Consider the following 16,887-nt stretch of genomic DNA (forward strand, 5'->3'; position numbering starts at 1 on the left):
TCTCACCATGACCACCACGACCGTTCCCGTGCTGCAGATGCCCTCCTCCGCTTTCGCGGGGCGGGACCAGCGGCAGCCGGGCTGCCCGCGGAGGTCGACCGTGCACCGCGCATGAGCGTGGCTCTGCTCGCCGGGCTCCTGGCCGGCTACGGCATCGCCATGCCGGTGGGAGCGGTCGCGACGTATCTCGTGGCCGTCACTGCCCGAACCTCTTTGAAAGTGGGCGCCGGTGCCGCCTTGGGTGTGGCGACCGCTGACGGCCTGTATGCGCTGATCTCCGTGATCGGCGGCTCAGCGCTCGCATCCGCGATCAAGCCGATCATGCTGCCACTGCACTGGGCCTCGGCCGTGGTTCTCGTCGCGCTGGCCTGCCGGAGTGCCATGACGGCCATCGTCCAGTACCGCAACCGGCAGGTCACCACCGGTGCTGACCGGGAAATGACGAGTCCGGTGCGGGCGTATGTGGCGCTCTTGGGCATCACGATGATGAACCCGATCACGGTGACCTACTTCGCGGCGTTGGTGATGACCAGCCAAGGTTCCACAGTGTCCGGTCCGATGGAGAAGGAACTGTTCGTCCTGGCGGCCTTCGTGGCGTCCGCCAGTTGGCAGTTGCTCCTCGCCGCTGGCGGAGCGCTGCTGGGCCGCGCGCTGACAGGTCCTCAGGGGCGCCTGTGCACAGCCATGATCGCCAGCGTGGTGATCGTGGGGCTCGCTGCCCATCTGTCGCTCCCCGGGATGTAGGAGAGGTGGCTGTGCAGCCGAAGCAGCCCCGTCGGTCATGGTCGGCAATCCCCACATCACCAGCAGGGCTGTGCGACAACAAGCCGGGCCACTTCGTACGCTACGTCGCGCTCAAGTGACTGAAGCTCCGGGGGACATCGCCAATCCCCGGAGCCGTCCCTGTCATCGGATTGGGGGATGCCATGCCCGCTTCAGTATGGAAGTCGGCCAGAGTCACGGCTCTTTTGGTCCTACCTCGGTGCCTGAAAGCACCACCGCGGCCTGGACCGAAGCGCTGCGGGCCGCAAGCCTGGTCGCTGCGCGATGGCGCCGCCCCTGTACATGACCGCTCTGGCGGACCACTTGGACGCTTCCGGCCGGCTGCGGGGCGCCGGCCCGCACTCATACAAGGCTCGGACGTGCACGCATAGCCGATGGGGCTACCGCGAGTTCTCGGGGCCCTATGCTGAACGCGCTCCGCTTCACCTGCCCACCTCGGGGGAGAGACACCCGTGAGCAACTGGAACCCAGGCGGCCAGCCGCCATCAGGCTCGCCCTATCCACCCGGTGGCCACAACGCCTCGCCGCCCGGTTCGCCCTATCCGCCTGGTCCCTATCCGCCGCCCCCGGCCAACGGCGGTCCTGCGCCGTACTTTCCGCAGCCTCATCCGCCCCACCCGGGCTTTCCCGTCCCCACGACCCGCCCCGGCCCGTTCCAACGGCTGCGTCGGCGGATCGGACCCATTCACACCGCGCGCAGGGTCTTCAAACCGTCCCGTCCGGGCATCGTCGAGGATCCCGCCGTCGCCCGCATGCAGAAGATCCGCACAGCGGTCGGTCTGGGCGCCGTGGTGTGGGTGTCCCTGTCGTACAGACTGGCCCGGTCGGTGGGAGACGTGGCCAATGACCGTTTCGACCAGTCCTGGATCAGCGTGCTGGTGCTGTCGGTCACCTTGCCGGTCGTCGTGGGCGTCCTGCTCGCCCTCGCCGCCCCCGCCGCCCGAGGCGAACTGCTGCGCCGGGCCGCCAGGTGCTTCGGCGCGATGGTCGCGATCGTGGCGGCCGTCGGGGTGTTCCCGGCCTCCGTCCTCAGCGGATTCGTGAAGGGACGCTTCGCAACCAACCCGTCGATGACCGTGGTCACCTACGCCGGGATACTGCTCACCCTGGTGTGGGTCACGCCTTTCATCTTCTGGGGCATCGGACTTGCGCTGGTCCATGTCTTCCGCACCGCTGACATCCACGAGACCGTCCCGCCACTGCTGGCGATGACCGTGGTGTGGGAGATGACGCTCATCGACCTGTTCACGGGCGCCTACGCGGGTGTGCCAGGGCCGTTGCGCGCCGTCCTGGTGCTGGGCGCCCCCGTCTCGGTGACCGCCGTCGCCTGGTGGGAACTGCACCGGCTCCGCGTCCACTACGGCCTCTCGATCCGCGACGTCCTCACGCGATAGGCCGCCCGGCGCGACCGGGCAGGGAACGCCTGCCGACGAGGGCCCACGTGGTGCACCTCGCCCAGCTCGGGATGACGCCGCGCGCCCCGTCACCACAAGGGAGGACCGGCCGGACGCGTGCTGACGCCGTGAGCACCTCGCCCGCCGGCAGTCCCGTGCGCTGATCCGACAAGGACCAGAAGGGCGGACCTAGTAGCTGTCGTAGCTCGGCTTACCGTTCGGTCGATAGATGCCGATGATCGTGCCGCCCTTCGTCGTCGAGACACTGACCGGATCCAGCGCAGTGGGGACCGCTCCGTCGGCGAACAGCCGCTTGCCTGTGCCGATGATCACCGGGTGGATGGTCAGCCGGTACTCGTCGACGAGGCCGTGCCGCATGAGGGTCTGGGCGAGGTCGCCGCTGCCGACGACGTTGACGTTGCCGCCCTCGGACGCCTTCAGCTTGCCTACGGCATCGACGACGTCGCCCTCCAGCAGCGTGGAGTTCTGCCATTCCACGGACGTCAGGGTCCGGGACGCCACGTACTTGTGCATGCTGTTCATCCGGTCGGTGAACGGGTTGCCGGGATCGGCGGTCGGCCAGTACGATGCGAAGATCTCGTACGTCTTGCGGCCGAGCAACATCGCGTCGGAGTGCTCGTACCAACCCGCGATGGCCGCGCCGACCTCGTCATCGGCCACCGGCTTCTGCCAGCCGCCGTGCTCGAAGCCGCTCTCAGCGTCCTCGTCCGGACCGCCCGGCGCCTGCATGACGCCGTCCAGCGTCAGGAACGTGCAAACGATGATCTTGCGCATGGTGCGCTCCCTTCGTTGGACGGGTAGACCGCACCATCGCCGGAAACTCATCGGCCGAGGATGATGCCAAGGACCGCGACACAGCCGGAGTACTCGGATCCCCAAGCCGAGGAGGACTGATCCGCCCCAGCCTTACAGCTCCGGAGCCGGCTGTTCCCCCGACCCGCGGACGATCAGGCGGGTGGGAATGGTGATGCTGCGGGCGCGGGAGCGGTCGCCGTCCAGACGGGCCAGGGCGGTGGCCGCCGCCGTTCGGCCGATCTCTTCGGGGTTTTGGGCGACGACGGTCAGGGCCGGTTCGAGTGCCTCGGCGAGTTCCACGTCGTCGAAGGCGATGACGGCGACGTCCTTCCGTCTGCGGCGGGCGAGTTCGGTGATGATGCCCAGGGCGACGATGTTGTTGCCGGCGAACAGGGCGGTGGGCGGATCCGCCAGGCTCAGGAGCTGGGAGGTCGCGGTGGAGGCCCCGTGCTGGTCGTGGGCGTCGGTGACCAGTGAGCGGTCGTAGGGGATGTCCGCTTCCTGCAGGGCCGCACGGTATCCGGCCAGGCGCTCGCGGCGGGTGTAGAGCTTGGCGGGGAGGTCGCCGACGAAGCCGATGCGCCGGTGGCCGTGGGCGATCAAGTGGGCGACGCCGTCCTGGGCGCCCGCACGGTTGGAGCTGACGACGCTGTCCGTGGACAGGCCCACGCCCGGACGGTCGAGGAAGACGACGGGCAGGCCCGCGGTGCGGTGGGTCTTGAGGTGGGAGTGGTCGGCGCCGACGGACGGCACGACCATGAGGATGCTGACGCGGCGGGCGAGGAACTTGTCCGTCAGGGCGCGTTCGCGGTCGGGATCGTCGGCGGACGAGCCCATGAGGAGGGTCAGTCCGCGGTCGCGGACGGTGTCCTCGATGCTGCGGGCCACGGCGCCGAAGAAGGGGTTGCCGAGGTCGGGGACGACCAGCCCGATGGTGGTGTCGGGTCCGCCGACGCGGATGTTGCGTGCCATGAGGTTCGGCTGGAAGCCGAGCTTGGCAACGGCGGCGAGCACCTGTTCCCTGGTCTGGGCCGAGGCGGGCCCGTCCTCGTTGAGGACGCGGGATACGGTCTTGGCGCTGACGCCCACTTCTCGGGCGACGTCGGCCAGGGTGGGGCGGCGGTTCGCTGCCATGGAGGAACGGTCTCCTCTGCTCGTCGGTTCCGGCCGCGGCCTCGGCCGGATTCCGTCGAGTGTCGAGTGATGCGGTCAGGTGGCCTGGACTCCCGCGGCCTTCGCCGCCTTGGAATCCGTTACGACAGTATCTCCGGCCGCGTCCACGGTGAGTGCGCCGGTCATGATGGCGACGACCTCCGCCATGGAGTAGTCGGACGGCTTGATCACGGCAGCGCGCTTGCCCAGCCGGTGGACGTGGATCCGGTCGGCGATCTCGAAGACGTGGGGCATGTTGTGGCTGATCAGGACGACCGGCATGCCCTTGTCCCGGACGCGGCGGATGAGGTCCAGGACCTGGCCCGACTCCTTGACGCCGAGCGCGGCGGTGGGTTCGTCCATGACGACGACGCTGCGGGCCCAGGCGACGGAACGGGCGACCGCGACGGCCTGCCGCTGTCCCCCGGAGAGGGTCTCGACCGGCTGCGTCAGCGAGCGCAGGCCGATCTTCAGGTCGGCCATGTGCTCGGCGGCTTCCTGGCGCATGCGCTTCTTGTCGAGCATGCGGAAGGCGCTGCCGAGGATGCCGGGGCGGCGAAGTTCACGCCCGAGGAACATGTTGGAGGCGATGTCCATGGAGGCGGCGACGGCGAGGTCCTGGTAGACCGTCTCGATGCCGTGGGCGCGTGCGCTCTGCGGCCCGGAGAACTGGATCGGCCTGCCGTTGAGGAGGATCTCGCCCGCGTCGGGGACCACCGCACCGGTAAGTGCCTTGATCAGGCTGGTCTTTCCGGCGCCGTTGTCGCCGATCACGGCGAGGACCTCGCCGGGCAGCAGGTCGAAGTCGGCGCCGTCGATGGCGGTGACGTGGCCGTAGCGCTTGACCAGACCGCGGGCCTGCAGGACGGGGGTGGGAGAGGAGGTGGCGGTCATCGGGCCTTCTTCCGGGAGATCTGGTCGACGGTCACCGCGAGGATCACCAGGACTCCGGTGATCAGCGTCTGGTAGATGGAGGCGACACCCATCAGCTGCAGGCCGTTGCGGAAGACACCGACGATGAGGACGCCGATGAAGGTGCCCAGGACCGAGCCGCGTCCGCCGAAGAGGCTGGTGCCGCCGAGGACCACGGCCGTGATGCTGTCGAGGTTGTCGGTCTGGCCGGCCTGGGGGTCGCCCACTCCGGTGCGGGAGATGAGCAGCAGTGCGGCGATGCCGTAGAGCAGGCCGGCCACGGTGTAGACGCCGATGGTCAGTCGAGAGGTGCGGATGCCGTTCAGCCGCGCGGCTTCCTGGCTGTTGCCCAGCGCGTAGACGTGCCGGCCCCAACCGGTGCTGCTCAGCGCGTAGGCGAGGAGGAGGAACAGGGCGATGGTGACCAGGGAGCCGTACGTGATGTCGGTGTGACCGAGCGGGAAGGTCTGCCCGAGTGCCGTCAGCGGGCCGGGCAGGTCGGTGACCGTCTGCTCCGCGGAGTAGATGTGGGTCAGCGCGAACGCCACGTTGAGCATGCCGAGGGTCACGATGAACGGCGGCAGCGGGATCTTCTGCACCAGCAGGCCGTTGAGCAGCCCGAAGCCGCCGCAGACCGCGATGCCCACAGTGATGGCGAGGAGCGGGGGCAGCGAGCCCTCGGCGGCCATCTTGGCGATCATGATGCTGCCGAACGCCATCACGGCACCACAGGACAGGTCGATGCCCGCGGTGAGGATGATCAGCGTCTGACCGATGGCGAGGGTGCCGACGACCATGACCTGCTGAACGATCAGCGAGAAGTTCCCGCCGGTGAGGAACTGGTCGGTCGAGAAGGAGAAGAAGGCGCAGGCCAGAAGGAGGGCGACCAGCGGGCCGGTGGTCGGTGCCGTGAGCAGCCTGCGGGCCGTGGTCGGCGCCTTGAGGTCGGCGTACACCGAGGACGTGCTCGGGGGCGTGGACGTGGCGGTCATGCGAAGTCCTTGTCGGAAGACAGAAGTCTTTGTCGGAAGACAGAAGTCCTTGTCCGGCCTTGCGGAGAACAGGGAGGACAAGGCGGCGAGGAGGGGGCGGCCGTCCCCGGTCGGGGAGGTGGGGCCGGCCGCCCCGCTGAGTGGAGAGGCGGCGGATGCACGGTCCTCGGGGGCGGCTCAGCCCCAGCAGTTCTCCAGGCCGTAGGCGGTGTCCTTGGCGGTGACCCCGGCCTGCGTCTTGTCGGTGATCAGCGTGACGCCGGTGTCGGTGTAGCCCGACGCCTTCTTGCCGCCCTTGGCGTACGTCACGACGGCCTTGACGCCCTCGGCGGCCATCTTCAGCGGGTACTGCTGTGAGGTCGCGGTGATCTTGCCGTCCTTGACGGCCTGGGTGCCGGTGCAGCCGCCGTCGACGGAGACGATCAGGACGTCCTTCTCGCGGCCCTTGGCCTTCAGCGCGGTGTACGCGCCGAGGGCGGCCGGCTCGTTGATGGTGTAGACGACGTTGACGCCGGGTTCCTTCTGGAGGCAGTTCTCCATGGCGGTCTGGCCCTTGGCCTGGTCGCCGCCGGTGTCCTGGGCGCACGCGACGTCCTTGTCGGTGGCGCCGAACCCCTTGAGGAAGCCGTTGTGCCGCTGGATGCCGACGGAGACGCCCGGTGCGAGGTCGAGGGTGGCTATCTTGGCGGTCTTGCCCTTCATGGCGGCCTTGGCGTACTCGCCGATCAGCTGGCCCGCCTTGAGGTTGTCGGTGGCGAAGAGGGCGTCGACGGCGCTCTCCGGCTCGGTCGGGGTGTCCAGGGCGATGACCAGGACCCCCTTGGCCTTCGCCTTCGCGATCGCGGGCACGATCGCCTTGGAGTCGCTGGGGGTGATCAGGATGCCTTTCACCCCGGCGGCGACCATGTTCTCGACGGCGGTGACCTGACCGGCGTTGTCCCCGTCGAACTTGCCCGCGGCGGTCATGAGTTGGGCGCCGTTCTCCTTGGCGGCCTTCTCTGCGCCTTCCTTCATCTTCACGAAGAACGGGTTGGTGTCGGTCTTGGTGATCAGACCGACTTTGACGCTGCCCGAACCGGAGCCGGCGGTGTCCGTTCCGGAGCCGGATCCACAGGCCGTCAGGGTGAGTGCTGCCAGGCCGGTGCACGCGGCGGCTCTGAGGATGGCTGAGGGCAGCCGAGGGGTGCGAGACATGAACGACTCCTGCGGGGATTGCGGGCGGTGCGGCGGCATCGGAGCACGCCGTCTCCGGGTGTCAACGTTGACTTATGTCATCGTTGACACTGCTTGCCGAGGATGATGGACTCCGTCTCCCGGCAACGTCAATGCCTTGCACCCGACACAAGTCCGTAACGGTCGCGGCGGATGCCCGGTCCGTGCCCGCTTCGCCCGTGCATTCGCAGAGAAGAGCAGCCCATGAGCCCGCGCCAGATCACCGTCCTGGGGGAGTGCGTCGCGGACGCGTTCACCGGACCCGCAAGCGCCTCGTACGAACTCGCCCTGCGAGTGCTGCCCGGCGGCGGACCTGCGAACACGGCCGTCGCCCTGGCCCGCCTCAGCACCCCGGCACGCTTCCTCGCGCGGCTGTCCGGCGATGTGTTCGGCCGCCTCTTCCGGGCCCACCTGGAGGCGTCCGGGGTGGACCTGTCGAGCGCGGTCGCGGCCGCGGAACCCAGCACGCTGGCGGTGGCGGAGCTGGACGCCGAGGGGCGGGCCGCCTTCTCCTTCCACGCACAGGCCACGGCCGACTGGCAGTGGACGGCCGAGGAACTGGCAGGGGTGGACCTGTCCGAGACCGCCTGCGTGCACACCGGATCCCTGGCCTTGGTCCGGGAGCCCGGAGCGGCGGTGGTGGAGGATTTCCTGGCCACGGCGGCCCCTCGGGCGACCATCAGCATCGACCCCAACGTCCGGCCGCTGCTGGTGGATCCCGAGGTCTACCGCGCCCGGCTGACACGCTGGTGCGACCTCGCCGATGTGCTGCGGCTGAGCGAGGACGACCTGGAGCTCCTGCTGCCGGGCACGCCGCCCGAGCGGGCGTGCGACATCTGGCACGCGGCCGGGGCGCGGCTCGTCGTGATCACGCGCGGTGCCGACGGCGCCCTGGCCTCACTCGACGGCGAACGGCTGCAAGTTCCCGCCGTGGCGACACGGGTCGTCGACACGGTCGGGGCGGGGGACTCCTTCACGGCCGGGCTGCTGCACCACCTCGGGGCCCGCGGCCTCCTCGGCGGCCGGCTGAAGGAAATCCGCCTCGACGATGTCGCCGAAGCCTGCCGATTCGCCACCCGGGTCGCGGCCCTGACCTGCTCCGTTGCCGGTCCCAACCCGCCGTGGCAGAGCGAGACGGCGCAGCTCGCGACAGCCGGGCGTGTGTGAACGGGCAGCCAGGCCGCGCGGGACAGTCAGGCTCGCACCGTTGACGCGATGGCCGGATTGCCTTCATCATCGGGCCACTCGATGTCATCGATGACACAAGTCAACGATGACACCGCCTTGCAAGGTGCCGGCGGACGACGGTGCCGGCGAGGCGTCACTTTTGGTCCGTCCCTGCCGGGCAGCAGGCTCCGCAGCGTGGACGGCCGCAGCACAGGAGACACCATGAGCTCTGGACGTGTATCCCCTCATGCCCGCACTCGGCTGATCGCGGCGGTCGCAACCGTCTGCGCGCTGTCCGCCGCCTCACTGGCCCCTCAGGCCGTCGCTGCCGACACCCCGCCCTACTCCGAGACCTATCGCCCCCAGTTCCACTTCACCCCGGAGAAGAACTGGATGAACGACCCCAACGGTCTCGTGTACTACAAGGGTGAGTATCACCTCTTCTACCAGCACAACCCGAACGGCAACTCCTGGGGTGACATGTCCTGGGGGCACGCGGTGAGCACGGACCTCGTGCACTGGAAGGAGCTGCCGCTCGCCCTGTCGCACGATGACACGGAGATGGTGTTCTCCGGGAGTGCGGTCGTCGACTGGAACAACACCACCGGGTTCGGCACGAAGAAGAACCCGCCCATGGTGGCGATCTACACCAGCGCCTACAAGAACGGCGGCAAGCAGGCCCAGTCGCTCGCCTACAGCACCGACCGCGGCCGCACCTGGACCAAGTACCAGGGCAATCCCGTCATCGACATCGGCTCCACGGAGTTCCGCGACCCCAAGGTCCAGTGGTACGCGCCGACCAAGAGCTGGCTGATGACGGTGTCGCTGTCCACCGAGCACAAGGTGCGGTTCTACTCCTCCAAGAACCTCAAGGACTGGAACCAGCTCAGCGAGTTCGGACCGGCCGGCGCGACCGGCGGCGTATGGGAGTGCCCCGACCTGTTCCCCCTCGCGGTCGACGGGGACGAGAACAACATCAAGTGGGTGCTGGTCGTCAACATCAACCCCGGTGGAATCGCGGGCGGTTCGGCCGCCCAGTACTTCATCGGCGACTTCGACGGAACGAAGTTCACCGCCGAGGACAAGGGCACCTACACCCCGCCCGCCGGCCAGGTCGTGCAGGACTTCGAGAGCGGCGACTTCGGCGCGTGGACGACCACCGGCACCGCGTTCGGCCAGGCGCCGGCAGCCGGGGCGCTGGACGGTCAGGGTACGGTCGACGGCTACGACGGCAAGAGCCTCGCCAACAGCTTCCACGCGGGCGACGCCGCCACCGGCACCCTCACCTCACCCGCATTCACCGTCGCCGGCCCCTATCTGAACTTCGAAGTCGGCGGCGGACGGCACCCGCACGAGCCCGGAACCGTCATGGAGCAAGGACCACCGCCCGCAGGCACGGTCCTCGCCGACTTCGAAGGCGGCACCTACGGCGACTGGACGAAGACCGGAGACGCCTTCGGCACCGCACCGGCCACCGGCACCCTCCCCAACCAGCAAGAGGTCTCCGGCTTCCTGGGCCACGGCCTGGTCGACACCTACCTGAACGGTGACGCCACCACCGGCACCCTCACCTCGCCCGAATTCACCATCGACAAGAACCACATCAACTTCCTCATCGGCGGCGGCAACCACCCCGCCGGCTCCGCCAACCCCACCGCCCTCGAACTCCTCGTCGACGGTCAAGTGGTGCGCAGCGCCACCGGAAAGGACGCCGAGGCACTCAACTGGGCTTCCTGGGACGTCGGCGACCTCGCCGGCAAGAAGGCGCAGATCAGGATCGTCGACGACAACACCGGCGGCTGGGGCCACCTCAACGTCGACCACATCATGCTCTCCGGCACCAAGGCCCAGCCCGTCTCCCAGGAGACGTCGGTCAACCTGATCGTCGACGGCGAGGTCGTCGGCAGCGCCACCGGCTCCAACAGCGAGACCCTTGACTGGGCCTCCTTCGACCTGCGCCCCTACCTCGGCAAGAAGGCGCAGATCCAGGTCGTCGACATGAACACCGCCGGCTGGGGCCACATCATGGCCGACCAGTTCACCGAAGCCGACAAGCCCGCCAAGTCGGTCGTGCAGCGCGCCGACTGGGCCGACTACGGCAAGGACTACTACGCGGCGGTGTCCTGGGAGGACGCCCCGGGCGGCAAGCGCTACATGGTCGGCTGGATGAACAACTGGGACTACGGCGGCGCCATCCCCACCTCCCCCTGGCGTGGCGCGCAGAGCGTCCCCCGGGAGATGGCCCTGCGCACCGTCAACGGCCGAATCCGGCTGACCAGCACGCCGGTGCGCAGCCTGGAGTCCCTCCGGGAGAGGCGCCCGGCGACGGCGGCCGACGTCACCGTCAACGGCACCTCGAAGCCCCTGATCGGTCCCGCGGCCAAGGGGAAAGCGCTCGACATCGAGGCGACCTTCTCGCTCGAGGACGCCGAACGGTTCGGCCTGAAGGTGCGCACCGGCGCCCGAGGCGAGGAGACCGTCATCGGCTACGACACCACGACCCAGGAGCTGTACGTCGACCGCACCCGCTCCGGTGCCGTGGACTTCAACAGCGCCTTCCCCGGCGTCCAGCGAGCACCGCTGCAGGCCAGGAACGGCAAGGTGGAACTGCGGGTCCTCGTCGACTGGTCGTCCGTCGAGGTCTTCGGCGGCAGGGGCGAAGCAGTGATCACCGACCAGATCTTCCCCGACCCCGACAGCCAGGGAGTGCAGGTCTTCGCCGAGAACGGCTCGGTGAAGCTGGACCGGGCCCGCGTCTGGCACCTCGATTCCTACCGCGACTGATCCTCACATCACACCCGACCAAGGAGGACACCACCCCGTGAACAAGACCCTGCTCGCCGAGTTCACCGCACGCGACGGCGCGGAGGACGAGGTCGCCCGCCTGATCCTGGAGTACGCCCGGAAGGTGCGCGAGGAAGACGGCAACCTCGCCTTCGACGTCTACACCAAGGCGTCGAGTCCGCGCTCCTACTGGATCTTCGAGGTGTACCGGGACGAGGACGCCTTCCAGGCGCACCTGACGGCGCCGTACGGTGCGCCGTTCAACACCGAACTCGCGCCGCTGATCGAGGAGGACGCCTCGGTGCTGACCTTCCTGGACCCGGTGGCCTGACCGCGGCCCGGCCCGCCTCGCGGGCCGGGCTGGTGCCGGCCTTGTTCATGCCGCCGGTCGTGCCGCGGGGCATGCCGAGGGAGTTGTAGCTGCAGGCGTAGTCCGCATTGCCGTGGGTGGCTGCCCGGCCGTCGGGGCAGATCACCTTGCGGTTGTCGTCAGGCTCAGGGGCCGGAGAGGCATCCCTCCTTGAGGTCCGGTGCCGGGATCAGGCCGGGAGGTTCCTCCGGTCGCCGTGGTCGCCACGCACTGGGCGGGCTGCGCCCGGCTGCGGGTGCGCTGTCGTCGCTCGCGATGTCTCCCGTGCGGGTGTGCCGACAGCGGTTGACACGCGCCTTGGTGGTACCGGTGCCTGACCACCACAGCCCTACCGGCTTGTTCGCGCCGCCGCTGGGCAGCCTGCGATTGCCGGTGAAGGCGCTGCCGCGCCACTCGTGCAAGCCGTGCAGGCGCCCGATTCGCTCCCTGGTCGTCGAGGAGAGCGAAGACGAACGGCTGGCCGCCGCTTCCGCCGCGGTACGTGCCGGGCGAGGACCGGGACGACGAACAGGTCGTCGGCCAGCGGCGCCGGCCTGCCGAGCATGGATTGACGCCATGCGGAGTGGCGGTTCTGGCGCCCGACCAATCCGCCCCTTGCGCCCCCCTCGTGCTCCTGGACGAACCGATGCCCCCTTGCCCGATCCGCGCCGCTTCGCCACAGTTCGTAGTCAGGCGATCTCGCAATGCAGGCACACGAGGAGGATTAATGCTCTACAGCCGCAGTGCAGCCCGGCGCGCATCGTCCACATGGCGCAGGCTGACAACGGTCGGCGCCGGCCTGACTGCCGTCGGCACGCTGCTGTTGGTGACCGCACCACCGGCAGGCGCCGAGGTGAAGTCCACCTGCGGCAGCTACATCTGCGTCGCTACCGCATATCAGGGCCGCGACTACGTCCAGGACATCACCGTCACCACCAGGGACGGCCTGCCGGGGACACTGCGCGCCTTCGTCGGCGACTACCGAGGGAGCAAGGCGAACGTCTCGCGCTGGCGGTTCGTCGTCAACCGGGAGATCAGGGCCTACCCGAGGCTCGCCGTCTGCGGCGGCCTCGACCGCAGCGGCCGGTTCATCGAGAACCACTGCGTGATGATCCCCTGATCTCTGCCAGGCGCACCCCGAATGGCGCCGCGCTACTGCAAGGGCGGTAGCTGTATGCGCACGGCGGCGGCATCACCGTGTCGCCGGCCACATGTAACTGCGCAAGAGGCCGACGTTGCATGTGGCGAGCTATGAGTCGGCCCCCGTGAGCAGAGAGAGCGAGCACGAAGCCGTCGTAGCCCGGCTGTGGCAGGAGCACCTGGACGCGAAGTTCCCCGCCGGATTGCGCGGTGCGGAACTGATGGGTATCGACATGGTGATGGCCATTCTCCTTCGCGCGCTTCCCGCCCCGCCCCGCCCGGCCTGGCAGGGAGCCGGCGGTGGCCGATCAAAGTCGCGGGGATGCCGGTCAAGGTCAGGAAGCGCTCAGCCTTGCGCTCGTGGCGGCGGTGCAGACGGCGGGCTCCGCGCAGCCAGTTGACCGTGCGCTCGACGATCCAGCGGTCCGGGCCGAGGCGGAGGGAAGACTCGATGCCCGTGCGGGTAAAGGGGGGGTTGGCGGCGCGCCCCATGCCGGATGATCCGAGGGTGTGCAGCGGGCGCAGCCACCGCAGGTGCCCCCTTATGAACACCTACTTCCCGGTCCTGGGCATGCCCTCGGACCCGGTCTCCCGCAACGGCGGCGGCGCCGTGCTGTCGCGCACCACCAGCCGGGTCGGCACCAGCGTGGTGCCGCGGTCCGTGCCCTCGCCGCGCACCTTGCGCAAAGCGGCCTCGACGCAGAGCCGTCCCACCTCCGCGAAGTCCTGGTGGACGGTCGTCAGCGGGGGCAGGAAGTGGGCGGCCTCGGGGATGTCGTCGAAACCGACGACGCTGACGTCCTCGGGGACACGCCGGCCGTGTTCGTGCAGGGCGCGCTGCAGGCCGAGCGCCATCTGGTCGTTGGCCACGAAGACCGCCGTGCAGTCCTCCCGCCGAGCGAGTTCCCGTCCCGCACGGTAGCCGGACTCCGTCGACCAGTCGCCCTGGACCGGCGGCGGCGGGACGCGTCCGGACTCGGTGAGGACCGCGTGCCAGGCGCCGGTGCGGCGCTGGGCGGCGAAGGAGTCCTCGGGGCCCGCGAGGTGCCAGACGGTTTGGTGTCCGAGGTCGAGGAGGTGCTGCACCGCCGCGCGGGTGCCGCCGGCCTGGTCGGTGTCGACCACGGTGTAGCGGTCACCGGCGTCGGAGTCGACGACCACCACCTGCACGTGCGGGGGCAGGGTGATCGTCGCCGCGTCCAGGAGGTGGACCTCCATGATGACGATCACGGCGTCGACGGCGAGTTCCTCCAGCCGGGAGAACGCCCCGCGCACCTCGTCCTGGGTGGGCACGGCGACCGGCAGCAGCGTGACCGCGTACCCTTCTTGCGCCGCGGAGGTGGCGATCGCCTCGAGCGTGCGCACATTGCCGGTGGTGGCGAGCGTGAACGTGATGACGCCGATGGTGCGGAACTCGCCCCGCTTGAGCGCGCGGGCCGCGCTGTTGGGGCGATATCCGAGTTCCTTCATCGCGTCGAGCACCGCGCGGCGGGTCTCCTCGTTGACACCGGCATAGCCGTTGGACACCCGGGAGACCGTCTGGGAGGAGACGCCGGCGAGACGGGCGACATCCGCCATGGAGGCGGTGCGGGGGCCGCGCCGCGCGCGCCTGCGGCCGCCGGCCGCAGCGGTGCCGTCCGTGCCCCCGGTCGCAGCGGTGCCCCCGGCCGCAGCCGTGCTCTCCGCGTCGCCTGAGGCTGGGGCGGCCTCGGAGCCGTCCGTGTGCGCCGAACGTGTCGTAGCCATGTCCACGGGCCGTCAGCCGCCTTCCCGTCGTGGTTCGAGTGACGGTTTACCGTGGCAGACCACTCGACCGCCACTGACGCCGCAGTCTCGCAGGCATCAGGGGTGTTTACGTAAACATAACATTCGATCAGCCCCTCGGGACAAGCTTGGCGCGAGGCTCCACGCTCGTACGACCCTCCCCGGCCTGGGAGTTGGCGGCGTCGGCGGCCGCCGGATTCCGCGGCGGGAGAGCGGGCCCCCGCCTCTCGCTCGCGACGGGACTATTGACCGGCATCACCCGGCACGGTAGACATGCCGCCGTCGGATGTTTACGTAAACATAATAGTGCGGGGTCACGCCGCGACGCCACGTTTACGTACTCCACGTGCACCACGCGGGCCCCGTGCCCGGACCCGTGCCCGGGCCGATTCACCGCCGTTTGTTCCACATCCCGAAAGTGCGAGGAACGACATGACAACGCTGCAACCGGCGGCGGCTGCCGCGCCGCAGCCGGCACCACCCCCGGCCGGACGGGACCGTCGCTCCTGGGCGGGCTGGGGCTTCATCGCCCCGTTCGTGGTCGTCTTCGCCCTCGTCTTCCTCGCGCCGATCGCCTACTCGCTCTACCTCAGCCTCTTCCGTGACCAGCTCATCGGCGGCACCACGTTCGTCGGTTTCGACAACTACACCGCGGCGCTGCAGGACAAGAACTTCTGGGCCGCGCTCGGCCGGGTCTCCCTCTTCCTGTGCGTCCAGGTGCCGGTCATGCTCGGCATCGCCCTGCTCGTGGCGCTCGCCCTCGACAGCGGGCGCCTCTACGGCAAGAACTTCTTCCGTATCTCGATCTTCCTGCCCTACGCGGTACCGGCCGTGGTCGCCACGCTCATGTGGGGCTTCATGTACGGCACCCGCTTCGGCCTCGTCGGCGACATCAACGAGGCCTTCGGCCTGACGCTGCCCGATCCACTCTCCCCGGACCTGGTCCTCGCCTCCATCGGCAACATCGTGACCTGGGAGTTCGTCGGCTACAACATGCTGATCTTCTACTCGGCGCTGCGTGTCATCCCGCACTCCCTCTACGAAGCGGCCGAGATCGACGGAGCCGGGCAGATCCGTGTCATCACCGCCATCAAGCTGCCCGCGATCCGCGGAGCCCTCGTCATCGCGACGATCTTCTCCATCATCGGCAGCTTCCAGCTCTTCAACGAGCCGAGTGTGCTGCAGAAACTCGCCCCCAACGCGATCACCACGGACTACACCCCGAACTTCTACACGTACTCGCTGTCGTTCTCGGGCCAGCAGCAGAACTACTCCGCGACGGTCGCCATCGTCATGGGCCTGATCACCATGGTCATCGCCTATGCCGTGCAGCTGCGCGGCATGCGCAAGGGAGCGTGAGGCAGCGATGACTGTCACGACCACCGCCGCCTCGTCCGGCTCCGCGACCCAGTGGCCGCGCCCGGCCGGAGCCGTGCCCCGCCTTCGCTCGACCCGGCACCGTCCTACCGCCGGCCGGCCCCGGCGCAGCGTCCTGCTGACCGTGCTCACCGCCCTGGTGCTGCTGTACACCCTGGTCCCGCTGCTCTGGCTGGTCATCAGCGCGACCAAGACCCAGGAGGGGCTGTCCCGTTCGTCCGGCCTGTGGTTCGACGGCGACTTCGCCCTGTGGGACAACATCACGGAGACGTTCACCTACAACGACGGCGTCTTCACCCGCTGGCTGCTCAACACCGTGCTCTACGTCGTGGTGGGCGCGGGGGGTGCCACCTTCCTCGCGGTGCTCGGCGGTTACGCGCTGGCCAAGTTCGCCTTCCCCGGGCGCCGCGCCGTCTTCGCCGTCGTCATCGGGGCCGTCGCCGTGCCGGGGACCGCGCTGGCGGTGCCGACCTTCCTGATGTTCAGCAACATGGGACTCACCAACACCCCGTGGGCGGTGATCATCCCCTCGCTGATCTCTCCGTTCGGCCTGTACCTGATGTGGGTGTTCGCCGGTGAGGCCATCCCGACGGAGCTGCTGGAGGCGGCCCGCATGGACGGCGCGAGCGAGATCCGCATCTTCTTCCAGGTGGCGCTGCCGCTGCTGGCGCCGGGCATCGTCACGGTCTCGCTGTTCACCATGGTCGCCACCTGGAACAACTACTTCCTTCCGCTGATCATGATCAAGGATCCGGACTGGTACCCGCTGACCCTCGGCCTCAACAGCTGGAACGCGCAGGCCGCGACCGCCGGCGGCCAGCCCGTGTTCAACCTGGTCATCACCGGCTCACTCATCACGATCGTCCCGCTGATCGCCGCGTTCCTGATGCTGCAGAAGTACTGGCGGTCGGGGCTCGCCGCGGGAAGCGTCAAGGAATGAGTCGCCCCCGCCCCGGCGGACCGCCCCGCCGCTCCCGGCAGCGAGCCGCCACGCGGTGCGCGTCCCGCTCCCGGCAGCGAGCCGCCACGCGGTGCGCGTCCCGCT

General features: G+C 69.2%; 14 protein-coding genes and 1 pseudogene. 8 read left to right on the plus strand and 7 right to left on the minus strand.

The window, feature by feature from the left end:
- Nucleotides 1-111: 111 nt before the first annotated feature.
- On the plus strand, nt 112-744 hold the full coding sequence (locus tag AB0J12_RS06045; RefSeq protein ID WP_363262987.1) for a LysE family transporter: 633 nt from the start codon (nt 112-114) through the stop codon (nt 742-744).
- Nucleotides 745-1,535: 791 nt separating this feature from the next.
- The gene (locus tag AB0J12_RS06050) at nt 1,536-2,177 is read left to right on the plus strand and encodes a hypothetical protein (RefSeq protein ID WP_363262988.1); all 642 of its coding nucleotides are present in this window, start codon (nt 1,536-1,538) and stop codon (nt 2,175-2,177) included.
- 189 nt (nt 2,178-2,366) lie between these two features.
- Here AB0J12_RS06050 and AB0J12_RS06055 read toward each other — a convergent pair whose 3' ends face one another.
- From AB0J12_RS06055 to AB0J12_RS06075, 5 genes are all read right to left on the minus strand, one after another.
- On the minus strand, nt 2,367-2,972 hold the full coding sequence (locus tag AB0J12_RS06055; protein WP_363262989.1) for a dihydrofolate reductase family protein: 606 nt from the start codon (nt 2,970-2,972) through the stop codon (nt 2,367-2,369).
- 132 nt (nt 2,973-3,104) lie between these two features.
- Nucleotides 3,105-4,127 (minus strand): LacI family DNA-binding transcriptional regulator, encoded by a 1,023-nt coding sequence (locus AB0J12_RS06060; protein ID WP_363262990.1) that lies wholly within the window; start codon nt 4,125-4,127, stop codon nt 3,105-3,107.
- A 75-nt stretch (nt 4,128-4,202) separates the two neighbouring features.
- On the minus strand, nt 4,203-5,039 hold the full coding sequence (locus AB0J12_RS06065) for an ATP-binding cassette domain-containing protein (protein ID WP_363262992.1): 837 nt from the start codon (nt 5,037-5,039) through the stop codon (nt 4,203-4,205).
- Nucleotides 5,036-6,049, minus strand: coding sequence for an ABC transporter permease (locus tag AB0J12_RS06070; protein WP_363262993.1), 1,014 nt, complete (start codon nt 6,047-6,049; stop codon nt 5,036-5,038). The genes AB0J12_RS06065 and AB0J12_RS06070 overlap by 4 nt, the downstream gene beginning before the upstream one ends.
- 177 nt (nt 6,050-6,226) lie before the next feature.
- The gene (locus AB0J12_RS06075) at nt 6,227-7,243 is read right to left on the minus strand and encodes a sugar ABC transporter substrate-binding protein (protein ID WP_363262994.1); all 1,017 of its coding nucleotides are present in this window, start codon (nt 7,241-7,243) and stop codon (nt 6,227-6,229) included.
- Between the two features lie 222 nt (nt 7,244-7,465).
- Between AB0J12_RS06075 and AB0J12_RS06080 the strand changes: the two genes are divergently transcribed.
- The 4 genes from AB0J12_RS06080 (at nt 7,466) to AB0J12_RS06095 (ending at nt 12,681) form a co-directional block, all read left to right on the plus strand.
- Complete coding sequence (locus AB0J12_RS06080; RefSeq protein ID WP_363262995.1) at nt 7,466-8,428, plus strand: carbohydrate kinase; 963 nt, start codon at nt 7,466-7,468, stop codon at nt 8,426-8,428.
- A 222-nt stretch (nt 8,429-8,650) separates the two neighbouring features.
- Nucleotides 8,651-11,212 (plus strand): GH32 C-terminal domain-containing protein, encoded by a 2,562-nt coding sequence (locus tag AB0J12_RS06085; protein WP_363262996.1) that lies wholly within the window; start codon nt 8,651-8,653, stop codon nt 11,210-11,212.
- Nucleotides 11,213-11,249: 37 nt separating this feature from the next.
- The gene (locus AB0J12_RS06090; RefSeq protein ID WP_363262997.1) at nt 11,250-11,543 is read left to right on the plus strand and encodes a putative quinol monooxygenase; all 294 of its coding nucleotides are present in this window, start codon (nt 11,250-11,252) and stop codon (nt 11,541-11,543) included.
- A gap of 844 nt (nt 11,544-12,387) precedes the next feature.
- The gene (locus tag AB0J12_RS06095; RefSeq protein WP_363262998.1) at nt 12,388-12,681 is read left to right on the plus strand and encodes a hypothetical protein; all 294 of its coding nucleotides are present in this window, start codon (nt 12,388-12,390) and stop codon (nt 12,679-12,681) included.
- 311 nt (nt 12,682-12,992) lie between these two features.
- Here AB0J12_RS06095 and AB0J12_RS06100 read toward each other — a convergent pair.
- Together AB0J12_RS06100 and AB0J12_RS06105 are read right to left on the minus strand one after the other, a co-directional pair.
- Nucleotides 12,993-13,163 (minus strand): annotated as a pseudogene (locus AB0J12_RS06100) (IS5/IS1182 family transposase); the annotation flags it as partial.
- Nucleotides 13,164-13,253: 90 nt separating this feature from the next.
- Nucleotides 13,254-14,279 carry a LacI family DNA-binding transcriptional regulator gene (locus AB0J12_RS06105; RefSeq protein ID WP_363263222.1) on the minus strand — a complete coding sequence of 342 codons (1,026 nt, stop codon included), beginning with the start codon at nt 14,277-14,279 and terminating at the stop codon, nt 13,254-13,256.
- Nucleotides 14,280-14,897: 618 nt separating this feature from the next.
- Between AB0J12_RS06105 and AB0J12_RS06110 the strand changes: the two genes are divergently transcribed.
- Nucleotides 14,898-15,824: a sugar ABC transporter permease gene (locus AB0J12_RS06110; RefSeq protein WP_363262999.1), complete on the plus strand. Its 927-nt coding sequence runs from the start codon at nt 14,898-14,900 to the stop codon at nt 15,822-15,824.
- A 7-nt stretch (nt 15,825-15,831) separates the two neighbouring features.
- Nucleotides 15,832-16,782: a carbohydrate ABC transporter permease gene (locus AB0J12_RS06115; protein WP_363263000.1), complete on the plus strand. Its 951-nt coding sequence runs from the start codon at nt 15,832-15,834 to the stop codon at nt 16,780-16,782.
- The last annotated feature ends 105 nt before the right edge of the window (nt 16,783-16,887 follow it).

Source organism: Streptomyces sp. NPDC049915, assembly GCF_040656475.1.
Taxonomy (GTDB): domain Bacteria; phylum Actinomycetota; class Actinomycetes; order Streptomycetales; family Streptomycetaceae; genus Streptomyces.